At 66.5% G+C, this 14,138-nt stretch carries 13 protein-coding genes; all 13 read left to right on the top strand.

The genetic code is table 11. From position 1 onward, the window contains the following. Positions 1 to 64: 64 nt before the first annotated feature. The gene (locus RN02_RS31255; protein ID WP_043319364.1) at positions 65 to 1,189 is read left to right on the top strand and encodes a flagellin; all 1,125 of its coding nucleotides are present in this window, start codon (positions 65 to 67) and stop codon (positions 1,187 to 1,189) included. Between the two features lie 76 nt (positions 1,190 to 1,265). Beyond that, positions 1,266 to 1,637, top strand: a complete 372-nt coding sequence (locus RN02_RS31250) for a flagellar protein FlaG (RefSeq protein ID WP_052267974.1) — start codon at positions 1,266 to 1,268, stop codon at positions 1,635 to 1,637. Between the two features lie 76 nt (positions 1,638 to 1,713). Beyond that, positions 1,714 to 3,108, top strand: coding sequence for a flagellar filament capping protein FliD (gene fliD, locus RN02_RS31245; RefSeq protein WP_043319362.1), 1,395 nt, complete (start codon positions 1,714 to 1,716; stop codon positions 3,106 to 3,108). Positions 3,109 to 3,232: 124 nt separating this feature from the next. Next, on the top strand, positions 3,233 to 3,613 hold the full coding sequence (fliS, locus tag RN02_RS31240) for a flagellar export chaperone FliS (protein WP_009620865.1): 381 nt from the start codon (positions 3,233 to 3,235) through the stop codon (positions 3,611 to 3,613). Between the two features lie 26 nt (positions 3,614 to 3,639). Beyond that, a complete protein-coding gene (locus tag RN02_RS31235) occupies positions 3,640 to 3,936 on the top strand; it encodes a hypothetical protein (RefSeq protein WP_043267646.1) in 297 nt (98 codons plus the stop codon). A 222-nt stretch (positions 3,937 to 4,158) separates the two neighbouring features. Continuing rightward, on the top strand, positions 4,159 to 5,634 hold the full coding sequence (locus RN02_RS31230) for a sigma-54 dependent transcriptional regulator (protein ID WP_043319360.1): 1,476 nt from the start codon (positions 4,159 to 4,161) through the stop codon (positions 5,632 to 5,634). Positions 5,635 to 5,756: 122 nt separating this feature from the next. Next, positions 5,757 to 6,962 carry a sensor histidine kinase gene (locus tag RN02_RS31225; RefSeq protein ID WP_152623853.1) on the top strand — a complete coding sequence of 402 codons (1,206 nt, stop codon included), beginning with the start codon at positions 5,757 to 5,759 and terminating at the stop codon, positions 6,960 to 6,962. Positions 6,963 to 6,966: 4 nt separating this feature from the next. Continuing rightward, positions 6,967 to 8,382 (top strand): sigma-54-dependent response regulator transcription factor FleR, encoded by a 1,416-nt coding sequence (gene fleR / locus RN02_RS31220; protein WP_009620869.1) that lies wholly within the window; start codon positions 6,967 to 6,969, stop codon positions 8,380 to 8,382. A gap of 427 nt (positions 8,383 to 8,809) precedes the next feature. Further along, positions 8,810 to 9,145 carry a flagellar hook-basal body complex protein FliE gene (fliE, locus tag RN02_RS31215; RefSeq protein WP_009620871.1) on the top strand — a complete coding sequence of 112 codons (336 nt, stop codon included), beginning with the start codon at positions 8,810 to 8,812 and terminating at the stop codon, positions 9,143 to 9,145. A gap of 23 nt (positions 9,146 to 9,168) precedes the next feature. Further along, a complete protein-coding gene (fliF, locus tag RN02_RS31210) occupies positions 9,169 to 10,959 on the top strand; it encodes a flagellar basal-body MS-ring/collar protein FliF (protein ID WP_043319356.1) in 1,791 nt (596 codons plus the stop codon). A 6-nt stretch (positions 10,960 to 10,965) separates the two neighbouring features. Continuing rightward, positions 10,966 to 11,982 carry a flagellar motor switch protein FliG gene (gene fliG, locus RN02_RS31205; protein WP_009620873.1) on the top strand — a complete coding sequence of 339 codons (1,017 nt, stop codon included), beginning with the start codon at positions 10,966 to 10,968 and terminating at the stop codon, positions 11,980 to 11,982. After that, positions 11,983 to 12,768 carry a flagellar assembly protein FliH gene (fliH, locus tag RN02_RS31200; protein ID WP_052267972.1) on the top strand — a complete coding sequence of 262 codons (786 nt, stop codon included), beginning with the start codon at positions 11,983 to 11,985 and terminating at the stop codon, positions 12,766 to 12,768. Next, entirely contained in the window at positions 12,758 to 14,113 is a 1,356-nt protein-coding gene (gene fliI / locus RN02_RS31195) for a flagellar protein export ATPase FliI (RefSeq protein WP_043319354.1), read from the top strand. Before fliH ends, fliI begins: the two co-directional genes overlap by 11 nt. Positions 14,114 to 14,138: the final 25 nt, after the last annotated feature.

Genomic DNA, 14,138 nt, shown 5'->3' with positions numbered 1-14,138 from the left:
GGGCGGCACTAGCCAGCGGCCAGGGACCAACTGAAAGCAGTCGCCTATCCACGAGGATCTCGTCATGGCCCTTACCGTAAATACCAACATCTCTTCGCTGACCGTTCAGAAGAACCTGAACAACGCTCAGAAAAACCTCAGCACTGCCATGACCCGGCTCTCCACCGGCCTGCGCATCAACAGCGCCAAGGACGATGCCGCCGGTCTGCAGATCTCCAACCGCCTGAGCAGCCAGATCAACGGCCTGAACAAGGCCGTGGACAACGCCAACGACGCCATCTCCATCGCACAGACCGCCGAAGGCGCCCTGCAGGAATCCACCAACATCCTGCAACGTATGCGTGTCCTGGCCGTGCAGTCCGCCAACGGCTCCAACAGCGAAGACGACCGCTCCTCGCTGAACCAGGAGTTCGAATCGCTGACCGCCGAACTGACCCGTATCTCCGACACCACCACCTTCGGTGGCGGCAGCACCGCGGTGACCCTGCTCAACGGCGATGCCGGCACCAATGGCACCATGACCTTCCAGGTCGGCGCCAACGCCAACGAAACCGTCAGCTTCACCCTGAACGACATGAGCGCCCAGGCGCTGAAGGGCACCTACTCGTCCGCATCCGGCACCCTGGATGTCTCCGCCAACCTCGATGCGACCACCAAGGAAGCCACTGCTTCGGGCTCCCTCAACGTGACCGTCGACGGCAAATCCTACGCGGTCGATTACGACAAGGGCGCCACTGTCAACGACATCGTCAGCGCACTCAACAGCAACATCAGCGGCATCACCGCCGTGGCCGATGGCTCGGGCAGCATCACCCTGACCTCCAGCAAGGCCCTGGGTGGCGATGTGACTGGCGGTACCGTCGCCTCCGGCTCCCTGAGCGTCCAGGATCTGGACATCAAGAACGCCGACAGCGCGCAGAAGGCCATCCAGGTCATCGACGGTGCGCTCAAGCAGATCGATACCCAGCGTTCGGCCCTGGGTGCGGTGCAGAACCGTCTGGACAGCACCATCTCCAACCTGCAGAACATCGCAGAGAACGCCACCTCGGCACGCAGTACGATCCAGGATGCCGACTTCGCCGCGGAAACGGCGGAGATGACCAAGCAGCAGACCCTGCAGTCGGCAGCCACCGCTGTACTGGCCCAGGCCAACCAGCTGCCCTCTGCCGTACTCAAGCTGCTGCAGTAAGGTCATCGGCGGTTGATACGAAGGAAGGGCGCACTGCGCCCTTCCTGCATTTGTCCAGAACAATGAGGAGTCGATGATGAGCGTGACTTTCTCTACGATCGGACTGGGAGCCCCCGTCAGGGCGGACCAGGCCCAGGCGACCACGCCCATCGTGGCCGGCGGCAAGGCCGTTGCCGTCGACGGCAAGGGTTCGCCGTCCACCGGCAGTACCCAGGTTGCGCCGGACAAGGCTACCCTGGATCGTGCGCTGGACAGCCTGCGCAGCAATGCCCAGGTCATCCATCGCAACCTGGAGTTCTCGGTCGACCAGGAGTCGGGCATCACCGTGGTCAAGGTGGTGGACAGCACCAGTGGCGACGTGATCCGGCAGATTCCCTCCGAGGTTGCGGTGAAGCTGGCGGAGAGCATCAAGGAAGCCGGCAACCTGCTGTTCCGCGAGCAGGCCTGACAGCCTGGCCTGCTTCTTGCTGAAAGCACGGGCACAGACGCCTATGCGTCAAGAAATCGATTGAAGGAGGTTGGCAATGGCAACGGGCAGTATCGCTTCGACAGGTCTCGGATCGGGCCTGAAAATTGACGATATCGTCAGCGCCCTGGTGAAGGCACAGACCAGCGCCAAGCAGACGCAGATCACCAACCTCACCACCAAGAGCACCACCCAGCTGTCGGCGACCAGCCAGCTCAAGAGCGCCCTGTCGACCTTCCAACTGGCGCTGGCGACGCTGAACACCGCCGACTCCTTCTCCGGGCTCAAGGCCACTTCCTCCAACGAGGACGCGGTAACCGCCAGCACCACCTCTTCGGCGACCCCGGGCACCTATACCCTGGACGTCGAAAAACTGGCGACTTCCTCCAAGGTGGCCAGCCAGTATGTCGGCACTTCCGACAAGTACGGCGCCGGCCGCCTGACCCTCAGCCAGGGCGGCAAGAACTACTTCGTGACGGTGTCCGCCGGCGACTCGCTGTCGACCATCCGCGACAACATCAACAAGCTCAGCGAAACCAGCGGCATCTCGGCCAACGTCGTCACCGACTCCAGCGGTTCGCGCCTGGTGCTCAGCTCCACCACCACCGGCGCCGGCACCGACATCAGTGTCAAGACTTCGGGCGACAGCACCCTGGGCAAGCTGGCCATCGATGGCAGCGCCGCCTACAGCAGTTCCACCGGTGGCTACCTGGTGCAGGCCGGCGATGCCGAATTCAAGCTCGACGGTCTGTCGATGACCAGTTCCAGCAATACCCTGGACAAGGCCGTCAGCGGTGTGACCTTCGACCTGGTGAGCACTGGCAGCTCCACAGTGACGGTAGCGACCAACACCGACGACCTGACCGCCAACATCCAGCAGTTCGTCGATGCGTACAACACCCTCATCAAGGCTGTGTCCAGCCTGACCGACATCACCACTACCACCAACGAGGACGGCACCACCAGCAACAGCGTCGGACCGTTGGCCAGCGATGCCATGACCCGCAGCCTGCTCAACAGCCTGCGTAACGAGTTCGTCAACCTCTCCAGCAGCAGCGGTTCGCTGAAGGTACTGTCGCAGTTGGGCATCACCAGCCAGAAAGATGGCACCCTGAGCGTCGACAGCACCCAGCTGAAAAAAGGCCTGGCGACTTACTCGGGCAGCATCCAGAGCTTCTTCACCGGCAGCGACGGCTTCCTCAAGCGCATGTACAACGCCGTCGACACATACGCCAAGACCGACGGGCTGCTCGACCAGCAGACCGATTCGATCAACTCCACCATTGCCAGCCTGAAGAAGCAGCAGATCGACCTCGACGACCGCACCGCCAAGCTGACCGACATCCTGTACGCCAAGTACAACGCCATGGACAGCCTGGTCGCCCAGCTCAATGCCACCAGCAACAGCGTGATGACCACGCTGAACGCGCTGAACAAGAGCTCCGACGACTGACGCCGGCAGCGTCTAGCCGACCGGCAGCGCCCGGCGCAGACGCAATTCGCGATTAAAGTCTGGCGCCGCCGCGCCGATACCCTGGACATCGGATATGAAACCTTCCACACCAGGGGATCTCGAAATGAATGCGATGGCAGCGCTTCGCCAATATCAGAACGTGGGTGTCCAGGCACAGCTCCACGAGGCGAGTCCGCACCGCCTGATCCAGATGCTGATGGAAGGTGGCCTGAGCCGCATCGCCCAGGCCCGCGGCGCCATGCAGCGCGGTCAGATGGCGGAGAAGGGCCAGCTGATCGGCAAGGCCGTGGCCATCATCGGTGGCCTGCGCGACGGCCTGAACCTGGAAGCCGGCGGCGATTATGCCGAGCGCCTGAACGCCCTGTACATCTACATGGGGCGCCGCCTGCTTGAGGCCAACCGGCAGAACGACGAACATATGCTCGACGAAGTGGCCAACCTGCTTCGCAGCATCAAGGAAGGTTGGGACGGTATCCCGCAGTAATACCGTCCCTCCAGGAGACACGAAGCATGACCCTTGCCGTCGAGCGTATCGAACAAACCCGCAGCGCCCTGGGCACCGCCCTGGCGGAGCAGGACTGGGAAGCCATCGCCCGGCTGGACCTGGAGTGCCGCCAGCACGTGGATGCCGCCATGCACGAGCCGCTGGACGACGACAGCGACCTCAAGCGCAGCCTCGAAGGCCTGCTCGTGCTGTACCGCGAACTGGTCCAGGAAGTCACCCGCCAGCGCCAGGGCGTGGCCGAGGAGATCATCCGCGTCAATCGGTCGCACAAGGGCGCCAAGGTCTATCAGCTTTTCGGCTGAGCCCCGCGGGTCGCCCGTTCGGCGCGGCCCCCCGTTTTCGCCGTTGCCGCCGTTCGTGCCAGCAGGTAAGTTCTTCCGTCGGAAACAACGAATAAATCACGCCATAAATTTGACTCCTGCCACATTTTTGACTTTACTTGGTGGCTAAATGATGGCGGATTGTTTCCGCCTCTTTCCCGTTGCCGTTCGCCGGCCCACATGCCTTCGGAAGACAAGAGCAAGATGTGGCGTGAAACCAAGATTCTGCTGATTGACGACGACCTGGAGCGTTGCCGCGAACTCTCCACCATCCTCAACTTCCTCGGCGAGGACCAGTTGTCCTGCCGCAGCCGCGAATGGCGCCTGGCGGTCGACGACCTGTCCAACGGCAGCCGCGGCGTGCTCTGCGTGCTGCTCGGTAGCGTCGAGCACAAGGGCGGCGCCCTGGAGTTGCTCAAGCAGCTTTCGGCCTGGGACGAATTCCTGCCGGTGCTGCTGATCGGCGACTCGGCGCCGACCGACTGGCCGGAAGAGCTGCGCCGCCGCGTGCTGGCCAGCCTGGAGATGCCGCCCAGCTACAACAAGCTGCTCGATTCCCTGCACCGCGCCCAGGTCTACCGCGAGATGTACGACCAGGCCCGCGAGCGCGGCCGCCAGCGCGAGCCCAACCTGTTCCGCAGCCTGGTCGGCACCAGCCGGGCCATCCAGCAGGTACGGCAGATGATGCAGCAGGTGGCCGACACCGACGCCAGCGTGCTCATCCTCGGCGAGTCCGGCACCGGCAAGGAAGTGGTGGCGCGCAACCTGCACTACCACTCCAAGCGCCGCGAAGCGCCCTTCGTGCCGGTTAACTGCGGGGCCATTCCCGCCGAGCTGCTGGAAAGCGAACTGTTCGGCCACGAGAAGGGCGCCTTCACCGGCGCCATCACCAGCCGCGCCGGGCGCTTCGAGCTGGCCAACGGCGGCACCCTGTTCCTCGACGAGATCGGCGACATGCCGCTGCCGATGCAGGTCAAGCTGCTGCGCGTGCTGCAGGAGCGCACCTTCGAGCGCGTCGGCAGCAACAAGACGCAGAACGTCGACGTGCGCATCATCGCCGCGACCCACAAGAACCTGGAGAAGATGATCGAGGGCGGCAGCTTCCGCGAGGACCTGTACTACCGCCTCAACGTCTTCCCCATCGAGATGGCGCCGCTGCGCGAGCGGGTGGAAGACATCCCGCTGCTGATGAACGAACTCATCTCGCGCATGGAGCACGAGAAGCGCGGCTCCATCCGCTTCAACTCCGCCGCCATCATGTCGCTGTGCCGCCACGACTGGCCGGGCAACGTGCGCGAGCTGGCCAACCTGGTGGAACGCCTGGCGATCATGCACCCCTACGGGGTGATCGGCGTGGGCGAGCTGCCGAAGAAATTCCGCCACGTCGACGACGAGGACGAGCAACTCGCCAGCAGCCTGCGCGAGGAGTTGGAAGAGCGCGCCGCCATCACCGCCGGGCTGCCGGGCCTGGACTCGCCGGCGATGCTGCCGGCCGAGGGCATCGACCTCAAGGACTACCTGGCCAACCTCGAGCAGGGGCTGATCCAGCAGGCCCTGGACGACGCCAACGGCGTGGTCGCCCGTGCCGCCGAGCGCCTGCGCATCCGCCGCACCACCCTGGTGGAGAAGATGCGCAAGTACGGCATGAGCCGCCGCGAGGAGGAAGTGGCGGAGGATTGACGCCGCTTGCCTTTGCGTTTCAATAAGTGCCTGAAAATAAAGGACTAATTTTTAGGCACGCAGATTGCTAAGACTCTGCCAGCCGACGCTTTCACGACGTCGGATGGAAGAGAGACAGCATGATGCCAGCCGTACCCCAGCAGACCCAGCCGACCTCCAGCGATGCGCCGGAGGAGAACGGCCGCGCTGGCCTGGACCAGGCCTTCGCCCTGTTCAACCAGATGTCCACCCAGCTGAACCAGTCGTACAGCATGCTGGAGGCGCGGGTCAGCGAACTGAAGGGACAACTGGCCCTGGTCAGCGCCCAGCGCATGCAGGAGCTGGCGGAGAAGGAACGCCTGGCCAACCGCCTGCAGAGCCTGCTGGACCTGCTGCCCGGCGGCGTCATCGTCATCGACGGCCAGGGCGTGGTGCGCGAGGCCAACCCGGCGGCGCGCGGCCTGCTCGGCCAGCCCCTGGTAGGCATGCTGTGGCGCCAGGTCATCGCCCGCTGCTTCGCGCCGCGCAAGGATGACGGCCACGAGATTTCCCTGCGCGACGGGCGCCGCCTGTCCATCGCCACCCGCTCGCTGAACGGCGAGCCGGGGCAACTGGTGCTGCTCAACGACCTCACCGAGACCCGCCGCCTGCAGGACCAACTGGCCCGCCACGAGCGCCTGTCGGCCCTGGGCCGGATGGTCGCGTCCCTGGCCCACCAGATCCGCACGCCGCTGTCCGCGGCCATGCTCTATGCCGGCCACCTGAGCGAGCAGGCGCTGCCGCTGGAGCAGCAGCAGCGCTTCGCCGGGCGCCTCAAGGAGCGCCTGCAGGAACTGGAGAACCAGGTGCGCGACATGCTGGTGTTCGCCCGCGGCGACCTGCCGCTGCCGGACCGCCTGAGCCCGGCGGAGCTGTTCGCCAGCCTGCGCGCCGCCGCCGAGGCCCATGTCGCCGGCCTGCAGCTGCGCTGGCAATGCGACGTGCGCGGCGGCGAGCTGCTGTGCAACCGCGACACCCTGGTCGGCAGCGTCCTCAACCTGCTGCACAACGCCATCCAGGCCGGCGGCCAGGACGTGCGCCTGAAAGTCCACCTCTACGCTCGTGGCGACAGCCTGCGCCTGGCCATCAGCGACAGCGGCCCGGGCATGGACGCCGCCACCCTGGCGCGCCTGGGCGAGCCCTTCTTCACCACCAAGACCACCGGCACCGGCCTCGGCCTTGCGGTGGTCAAGGCGGTGGCCAAGGCGCACCACGGCGAACTGCGCCTGCAATCGCGACCAGGCCGCGGCACCTGCGCCAGCCTGGTCCTGCCGCTGATCGCGGCCCCCGTCCGTGAACACAAGGAATAACCCCATGCCCGCCAGAATCCTGCTCGTCGAAGACGACCGCGCCCTGCGCGAAGCCCTCTCCGATACCCTGCTGATCGGCGGCTGCGAGTTCACCGCCGTGGACAGCGCCGAGGCGGCCCTGGTCGCCCTGCAGCGCGAGGCCTTCGGCCTGGTGGTCAGCGACGTCAACATGCCCGGCATGGACGGCCACCAGTTGCTCGGCCTGATCCGCGCCCGCTACCCGCAGCTGCCGGTGCTGCTGATGACCGCCTTCGGCGCCGTCGAGCGCGCCGTCGACGCCATGCGCCAGGGCGCCGCCGACTACCTGGTGAAACCCTTCGAACCCAAGGTGCTGCTGGAACTGGTGGCCCGCCATGCCCAGGGCCAGGCGGTCGCCGCCGAAGGCGAGGGCCCGGTGGCTATGGAGCCGGCCAGCCGCCAGTTGCTGGAACTGGCCGCGCGGGTGGCGCGCAGCGATTCCACCGTGCTGATCTCCGGCGAGTCCGGCACCGGCAAGGAAGTGCTGGCGCGCTACATCCACCAGCAGTCGCCGCGCGCCAACAAGCCCTTCATCGCCATCAACTGCGCGGCTATCCCCGACAACATGCTCGAGGCCACCCTGTTCGGCCACGAGAAGGGCGCCTTCACCGGCGCCATCGCCGCGCAGCCGGGCAAGTTCGAGCTGGCCGACGGCGGCACCATTCTCCTCGACGAGATTTCCGAGATGCCCCTGGCGCTGCAGGCCAAGCTGCTGCGCGTGCTGCAGGAGCGCGAGGTGGAGCGCGTGGGCGCGCGCAAGCCGATCGAGCTGGACATCCGCGTGCTGGCCACCACCAACCGCGACCTGCTCGGCGAGGTGGCGGCGGGGCGCTTCCGCGAGGACCTGTACTATCGCCTGTCGGTCTTCCCTCTGGCCTGGCGAGCCCTGCGCGAGCGCCCGGCGGACATCCTGCCGCTGGCCGAGCGCCTGCTGGCCAAGTACGTGAAGAAGATGAACCTGGGCGCGGTGAGCCTGGCCGCCGACGCCCGCGACGCCCTGCTGACGCACCCCTGGCCGGGCAACGTGCGCGAGCTGGACAACGCCATCCAGCGCGCGCTGATCCTGCAGCAGGGCGGCCAGGTCCGCGCCCTGGACCTGTGCCTGAACGCCCCCATCGGCATGGCGTCCGCAGCGCCCGTGATCCCCTTGGTGCAGCCCGTCCCGGTGGCGGCCGCCGCCAGCGCCGGAATTCCGTCGGCGCCCGCGGACAACGCCGGCGGCCTCGGCGAAGACCTGCGCCGCCGCGAGTTCCAGATGATCATCGACACCCTGCGCAGCGAACGCGGCCGCCGCAAGGAAGCCGCCGAACGCCTGGGCATCAGCCCGCGCACCCTGCGCTACAAGCTGGCGCAGATGCGTGATGCGGGGATGGATGTGGAGGCTTACTTGTACGCCAGCTGACGCTGGGGCTGTAAGCGGCAAGCCATAAGCTGCAAGCAAGAGCGAAAGCCTGGTTCCATGCCGTAATGCTGTTCATTCAAGCGACGACCTGGTTCGGCGAAGGCGGGAACGTAGGGCGGATAACCGTTCGCGGTTATCCGCCGTTGCCGGAGACGCCGATGCCCGTGAACGATGGCGGATAACGCCGTAGGCGTTATGCGCCCTGCGGAGCTGCGTTCCATATGAAAATGCCGTTTCTCTCATGGAGAGAAACGGCATTTTTCTTAAGTGAACAGCATTAGGTTCCACGCTGGGCTTTTTGCTTTTTGCCTGCCGCTTACAGCTTGTAGCTTGTCGCTGCCCCAAACCTGGCACCCTTGTTGCAATCCCCTATGCCAAAGCGCCGCGGCGTCAAAAAAGCCGCGGCCCGTAGTCAGAGGGAAAGCCAATGAGTCAGGGTATCGAGTTCAACCGCCTGCTGCTGGAAATGCGCTCCATGCAGATGGACGCCATGGCCAAGGCCAAGCCGGCCGCTTCGGCGCCGGCTGCCGTGGAGGGCGCGCCGAGCTTCTCGGACATGCTCGGCCAGGCGGTGAACAAGGTGAACTCCACCCAGCAGGCCGCCAGCGCGCTGGCCAATGCCTTCGAGGTGGGCCAGAGCAACGTCGACCTGACCGACGTGATGATCGCTTCGCAGAAGGCCAGCGTGTCCTTCCAGGCCATGACCCAGGTGCGCAACAAACTGGTCCAGGCCTACCAGGACATCATGCAGATGCCCATCTGAGCCACGGGGTAGGTAGATAGTTCATGGCCGAAGCCACTGTAGACAACCAGGTCCCCGCCAAAGCCGGCGCAGCCGAAATGCTGAAGAAGCCGCTGATGGGCCTGCAGTTCCTCGAGAACCTCGCCGAGATGCCGGTGCTGCGTCAGGTCGGCCTGCTGGTCGGGCTGGCGGCGAGCATCGCCATCGGCTTCGGCATGGTGCTGTGGTCCCAGCAGCCGGACTACAAGCCGCTGTACGGCAGCCTCAACGGCGTCGACGCCAACAAGGTGATCGAGACGCTGAACGCCGCCGACATCGGCTACAAGGTCGACCCCAACTCCGGCGCCCTGCTGGTCAAGGCCGACGACCTCGGCCGCGCCCGCATCAAGGTGGCCGGCGCCGGCCTGACGCCCACCGACAGCAACGTCGGCTTCGAGATCCTCGACAAGGAACAGGCCCTGGGCACCAGCCAGTTCATGGAGGCGACCAATTACCGTCGCGGCCTGGAAGGCGAACTGGCGCGCACCATCTCCAGCCTGAACAACGTCAAGGGCGCCCGCGTGCACCTGGCCATCCCGAAGAGTTCGGTGTTCGTCCGCGACGAGCGCAAGCCCACCGCCTCGGTGCTGGTCGAGCTGTACCCGGGGCGCAGCCTGGAGCCCAGCCAGGTGCTGGCGATCGTCAACCTGGTGGCCACCAGCGTGCCGGAACTGGACAAGTCCCAGGTCACCGTGGTCGACCAGAAGGGCAACCTGCTCTCCGACCAGCAGGAGCTTTCCGAACTGACCATGGCCGGCAAGCAGTTCGACTATTCCCGGCGCATGGAAAGCATGTTCACCCAGCGTGTGCACAGCATCCTGCAGCCGGTGCTGGGCGACGGCCGCTACAAGGCCGAGGTCTCCGCCGACGTCGACTTCAGCGCCGTGGAATCCACCGCCGAGTCCTACAACCCGGACCAGCCGGCCCTGCGCAGCGAGCAGGTGAACAACGAGGAACGCCAGAACAGCAACGGCCCGCAGGGCGTGCCGGGTGCGCTGTCGAACCAGCCGCCGGGCCCGGCCAGCGCGCCGCAGCAGACCGGCAAGAGCGCCGGCGGCGATTTCGTCGCCCCGGGCCAGCCGCTGAAGGACGCCAACGGCCAGACCATCATCGACCCGAAGACCGGCCGTCCGGTGCTGGCGCCGTACCCCACCGACAAGCGCGAGCAGAACACCCGCAACTACGAGCTGGACCGTTCCATCAGCTACACCAAGCAGCAGCAGGGCCGCCTGCGCCGGCTTTCCGTCGCGGTGGTGCTGGACGACCACATGGTCGCCGACGCCAAGACCGGCGAAGTCAGCCACAAGCCCTGGAGCGCCGACGAACTGGCGCGCTTCACCCGCCTGGTGCAGGACGCGGTGGGCTACGACGCCAGCCGTGGCGACAGCGTCAGCGTGATCAACGCGCCCTTCGCCCCGGAGCAGAACCTGGAGATCGCCTCGCCGCCGTTCTACTCGCAGCCCTGGTTCTGGGACATCGTCAAGCAGGTGCTGGGCATCGTCTTCATCCTGGTGTTGGTGTTCGGCGTGCTGCGCCCGGTGCTGAACAACCTCGCCGGCAACAAGAACAAGGCCCTGGTGGCCGGCGCTGGCGGCGACATGGCCCTGGGCGAGATGGGCGGCCTGGAAGGCGAGCTGGCCGAGGACCGCGTCAGCCTGGGCGGCCCGCCGAGCATCCTGTTGCCCAGCCCCAGCGAGGGGTACGATGCGCAGCTGAACGCGATCAAGAGCCTGGTGGCTCAGGACCCGGGCCGCGTGGCCCAGGTAGTGAAGGATTGGATCAACTCCGATGAGTGATGCGGTATGAGCGAGACCCGGTTGAACGCCAAACTGACCAAGGTCGACAAGGCTGCGATTCTCCTGCTGTCCCTCGGCGAGACCGACGCGGCCCAGGTGCTGCGGCACATGGGCCCGAAGGAAGTGCAGCGGGTCGGCGTGGCCATGGCGCAGATGCGCAACGTGCATCGCGAGCAGGTCGAGCAGGTGATGAGCGAGTTCGTCGAGGTGGTCGGCGATCAGACCAGCCTGGGCGTCGGCGCCGACGGCTACATCCGCAAGATGCTCACCCAGGCCCTGGGCGAGGACAAGGCCAACAACCTCATCGACCGCATTCTGCTGGGCGGCAACACCAGCGGCCTGGACAGCCTGAAGTGGATGGAGCCGCGCGCCGTGGCCGACGTCATCCGCTACGAGCACCCGCAGATCCAGGCCATCGTCGTCGCCTACCTGGACCCGGACCAGGCCGCCGAGGTGCTCAGCCACTTCGACCACAAGGTGCGCCTGGACATCGTCCTGCGCGTGTCCTCGCTGAACACCGTGCAGCCCTCGGCGCTGAAGGAACTCAACCTGATCCTCGAGAAGCAGTTCGCCGGCAACGCCAACGCCACCCGCACCACCATGGGCGGGGTGAAGCGCGCGGCGGACATCATGAACTACCTCGACAGCTCGGTGGAAGGCGCCCTGATGGACGCCATCCGCGACGTCGACGAAGACCTCTCCGGGCAGATCGAGGACCTCATGTTCGTCTTCGACAACCTCGCCGACGTCGACGACCGCGGCATCCAGGCGCTGCTGCGCGAAGTGTCCTCGGACGTGCTGGTGCTGGCCCTCAAGGGGTCGGACGAGGGCATCCGCGAGAAGATCTTCCGCAACATGTCCAAGCGCGCCGCCGAACTGCTGCGCGACGACCTGGAGGCCCGCGGCCCGGTGCGCGTCAGCGAAGTGGAGGGCGCGCAGAAGGAAATCCTCACCATCGCCCGGCGCATGGCCGACTCCGGCGAGATCGTCCTCGGCGGCAAGGGTGGCGAGGAGATGATCTAAGTGAGTGGTCCCGCGAAACCCAAGGGCGAGGAACACGATGGCCTGATCCGCGCGCGCGACGTCGCCGGCTTCGACCGCTGGGCGCTGCCCAGCTTCGACCCGGTGGTGGAACGGCCGCCGGAGCCTGCGCCCGAGCCGCAGGCGCCGGAAACCCCGGCGGTGGAGGAAGTCCCCGTCGAGGAAGTCAAACCGCTGACGCTCGAAGAACTCGAAGCGATCCGCCAGGACGCCTACAACGAAGGCTTCGCCACCGGCGAGAAGGACGGCTTCCACGCCGGCCAGCTCAAGGCCCGGCAGGAGGCCGAGGTGGCGCTGCAGGAGCGCCTGGCCGGCCTGGAGACGTTGATGGGCCAGCTGTTCGAGCCCATCGCCGAGCAGGACCTGCTGATCGAGCAGATGCTGGTCAACCTGGTCGGCCAGGTGGCGCGCCAGGTCATCCAGCGCGAGCTGGAGGGCGACTCCAGCCAACTGCGCCAGGTATTGCGCGAGGCGCTCAAGCAACTGCCGATGGGCAGCGACAACGTGCGCATCCACGTCAATCCGCAGGACTTCGAACTGGTCAAGGCGCTGCGCGACCGCCACGAGGAAAGCTGGCGCATCCTCGAGGACGAGCAGCTACTGCCCGGCGGCTGCCGCATCGAGACCGAGCATTCGCGCATCGACGCCAGCATCGAGACGCGCCTGGCGCAGATCACCAAGCAGCTCTTCGAACAGCAACGCGAGCAGGCCACCCACGCCCTGGAGCCGGACCTGCACATCGACCTGGACCAGCCCGATGCGCCTTGACCGGGTAAGTTTCGCCAAGCGCCTGGAAGGCTACCTGGACGCCGCCAAACTGCCGGCGCAGCCGGTGGTGGAAGGCCGCCTGCTGCGCATGGTCGGCCTGACCCTGGAGGCCGAGGGCCTGCAGGCTGCGGTGGGCAGCCGCTGCATGGTGATCAACGACAGCGGCTACCACTCGGTGCAGGTGGAAGCCGAGGTCATGGGCTTCTCCGGCAGCAAGATCTTCCTCATGCCGGTCGGCAGCCTTGCCGGCATCGCCCCTGGCGCCCGCGTGGTGCCGCTGCCCGACAGCGGCCGCCTGCCCATGGGCATGTCCATGCTCGGCCGGGTGCTCGACGGCGTCGGCCGCGCCCTGGACGGCAAGGGCGGGATGCGCGCCGAGGACTGGGTGCCGATGGACGGCCCGACCATCAACCCGCTCAAGCGCGAGCCGATCCACGAGCCCATGGACGTCGGCATCCGCTCGATCAACTCGCTGCTCACCGTCGGCCGCGGCCAGCGCCTGGGCCTGTTCGCCGGCACCGGCGTGGGCAAGTCGGTGCTGCTGGGCATGATGACCAAGTACACCAAGGCCGACATCATCGTGGTCGGGCTGATCGGCGAACGGGGCCGCGAGGTGAAGGAATTCATCGAGCACATCCTCGGCGAGGAAGGCCTCAAGCGTTCGGTGGTGGTCGCATCCCCCGCCGACGACGCGCCGCTGATGCGCCTGCGCGCAGCCATGTACTGCACGCGCATCGCCGAATACTTCCGCGACAAGGGCAAGAACGTCCTGCTGCTGATGGACTCGCTGACGCGCTTCGCCCAGGCCCAGCGCGAGATCGCCCTGGCCATCGGCGAGCCGCCGGCGACCAAGGGCTACCCGCCATCGGTGTTCGCCCGCCTGCCACGCCTGGTGGAGCGCGCCGGCAACGGCGAGAAGGGCGGCGGTTCGATCACCGCCTTCTACACCGTGCTCAGCGAGGGCGACGACCAGCAGGACCCGATCGCCGACTCCGCCCGCGGCGTGCTCGACGGCCACTTCGTGCTGTCGCGCCGGCTGGCCGAGGAGGGCCATTACCCGGCCATCGACATCGAGGCCTCGATCAGCCGGGTGATGCCCCAGGTGGTCAGCCCCGAGCAACTGCAGCACGCCCAGCGCTTCAAGCAGCTGTGGTCGCGCTACCAGCAGAGCCGCGACCTGATCAGCGTCGGCGCCTATGTCGCCGGCGGCGATGCGGAGACTGACCTGGCCATCCAGCGCTTCCCGGTGATGCGCCAGTTCCTCCGCCAGGGCCTGAACGAAAGCCAGAGCCTGGAAGACAGCGCCCAGCTGCTGGACGCCGTGCTGTCCGGCAAGGCCGGCTGAGGTTGCCGCACCATGCCTGAGGCCC

Origin of the sequence: Pseudomonas sp. PI1, from assembly GCF_000812405.1 — a bacterium.
Taxonomy (GTDB): Bacteria; Pseudomonadota; Gammaproteobacteria; order Pseudomonadales; family Pseudomonadaceae; genus Pseudomonas; species Pseudomonas citronellolis.
The sequence above is the reverse complement of the archived record's forward strand: the minus strand, read 5'-3'. Positions and strand labels throughout refer to the sequence as shown.

Coding starts and splice junctions, on each gene's coding strand:
- fliS (WP_009620865.1), top strand. CDS start 3,233: ATGAATGCGATGGCAGCGCTTCGCCAATATCAGAACGTGGGTGTCCAG.
- RN02_RS31230 (WP_043319360.1), top strand. CDS start 4,159: ATGTGGCGTGAAACCAAGATTCTGCTGATTGACGACGACCTGGAGCGT.
- fliI (WP_043319354.1), top strand. CDS start 12,758: ATGCGCCTTGACCGGGTAAGTTTCGCCAAGCGCCTGGAAGGCTACCTG.
- RN02_RS31225 (WP_152623853.1), top strand. CDS start 5,757: ATGCCAGCCGTACCCCAGCAGACCCAGCCGACCTCCAGCGATGCGCCG.
- fliG (WP_009620873.1), top strand. CDS start 10,966: ATGAGCGAGACCCGGTTGAACGCCAAACTGACCAAGGTCGACAAGGCT.
- fleR (WP_009620869.1), top strand. CDS start 6,967: ATGCCCGCCAGAATCCTGCTCGTCGAAGACGACCGCGCCCTGCGCGAA.
- fliF (WP_043319356.1), top strand. CDS start 9,169: ATGGCCGAAGCCACTGTAGACAACCAGGTCCCCGCCAAAGCCGGCGCA.
- RN02_RS31235 (WP_043267646.1), top strand. CDS start 3,640: ATGACCCTTGCCGTCGAGCGTATCGAACAAACCCGCAGCGCCCTGGGC.
- RN02_RS31255 (WP_043319364.1), top strand. CDS start 65: ATGGCCCTTACCGTAAATACCAACATCTCTTCGCTGACCGTTCAGAAG.
- RN02_RS31250 (WP_052267974.1), top strand. CDS start 1,266: ATGAGCGTGACTTTCTCTACGATCGGACTGGGAGCCCCCGTCAGGGCG.
- fliE (WP_009620871.1), top strand. CDS start 8,810: ATGAGTCAGGGTATCGAGTTCAACCGCCTGCTGCTGGAAATGCGCTCC.
- fliD (WP_043319362.1), top strand. CDS start 1,714: ATGGCAACGGGCAGTATCGCTTCGACAGGTCTCGGATCGGGCCTGAAA.